General features: G+C 55.7%; 1 protein-coding gene. It reads right to left on the reverse strand.

Annotated elements, in window-relative coordinates; genetic code table 11:
• Positions 1 to 160 precede the first annotated feature (160 nt).
• A complete protein-coding gene (locus HW554_RS20140) occupies positions 161 to 1288 on the reverse strand; it encodes a TlpA family protein disulfide reductase (protein ID WP_176910321.1) in 1128 nt (375 codons plus the stop codon).
• Positions 1289 to 1425: the final 137 nt, after the last annotated feature.

The raw sequence follows: 1425 nt of genomic DNA on the forward strand, positions 1-1425 counted from the left end.
GTAGCGCGTAGGTTGTACGACTTGTGTAGAACACCACGTCGCCAGCTAGTCCGGTTACTTCACGTTATCCAAGCACGTTAAAGCCTCGTTTTGCTCGTTGGACCGTTTATTTGAACGACAAGCTTACACAAACCTACTGCACAGCATTTATATATCTAAGTCATTTGCTTACCGCAAGTTTGACTGCGCTTTTTACGGCCTCTATGTGAAGCCCCCCCTCCTTGTCTAAGAGCACTTTGCCATCCTTGCCGATCACGACGTATCGCGGAAAGGCACGCACATGATAAGCCGATTCCTCCGCCTTCGTGCCCACGACGTTTAGATAATGTGCTTGCTGGCGACGCAGGATGCCTTGCGCTCGTTCCGAGGCACCCGGGTCTAGCAGCACCCCGATAACCACCACTTTATTGCCGTATTGTTCTTGCAGTTGCTGCAATTGGGGCATGGCTTTCACGCAGGGGGCGCACGAGGTTTCCCAGAAATCGAGCACGACAACTTTGCCACGGAAGTCGCGCAACTGCACGGGCTTCTTGGCCAGGCTGATGAGCCGAAAGGCCGGAGCCGGCTTCCCCACGAGTGACGTGTTCACAACGGGACGGGGAACGGGAACAGAGGAGGCATACGCCGTCAAAAAGGCGGGATTGTGCAGTGCAGCGGCCGATGAGGCGTCGTTGAGGCGCAGTTTTGACAGCACCTTTCGCGTCACCCAGTGGCCACCGCCCCGAACGACGGACGTGCGCACGGAACGCGGCAAGCCGCTGGCCTCATCTATCGTCACGTCCGTGTAACGCTCCAACACGTCCAGGGCCGGTTGGTCTGGGTACTTCAACCTGAGCACCCCGCCTTGGCCTGCTCGCCCCCGGCGATAGGTAACCGTTTCGTAGGTGGGGTCAATGGCGAGGAGCTCTTCCACCAGCATTTGACCCGCCGGGCTGCCGAGCACACTTGGCTCGTACGGCTCCTTTACCAGGATGAAGGTCTTGGCTTTGTCATCGAGTTCAAACCCGGTAGTACCATCGTAAAAGTAGGACTGGGCCAAGTCGGGGCGGGAAGCTAAAAAGGCGGCCCCAAGCAACTTGCTTGTCGGGTTGCGTTGCAGAACGACGCGCCCCGTATTATTCCATACCTGGCCGTTGCCAAACGTGTCAATCCGCTGTACCACGTAATCGGCCGTGCGGAAGGAGCCAATAGCGGCCTGGTACTTCCGGAGCATATCGGCCCCCGTTTGCGCGTAAGTAGCATGCGCCAGCACTTGTAGCAAGCATGCGCTGTATAATATCTTGCTCATAGAAAAGCAATGTAGTGAAGAATATGGACCGTTTGACTGAACACATTGTGGCATGTTGCTGGCATTTTTGATTTAGGTAGGACTTACGCACTTGGCGGTATCTTGAAGCAAATCTCTGTCTGATGGTCACGCAAGCT

The organism is Hymenobacter lapidiphilus, from assembly GCF_013377885.1.
GTDB classification, from domain to species: domain Bacteria; phylum Bacteroidota; class Bacteroidia; order Cytophagales; family Hymenobacteraceae; genus Hymenobacter; species Hymenobacter lapidiphilus.

What these genes read in the sequence shown, in the direction of transcription:
- HW554_RS20140 (WP_176910321.1), bottom strand. Translation starts at nt 1,288, where the DNA reads ATGAGCAAGATATTATACAGCGCATGCTTGCTACAAGTGCTGGCGCAT.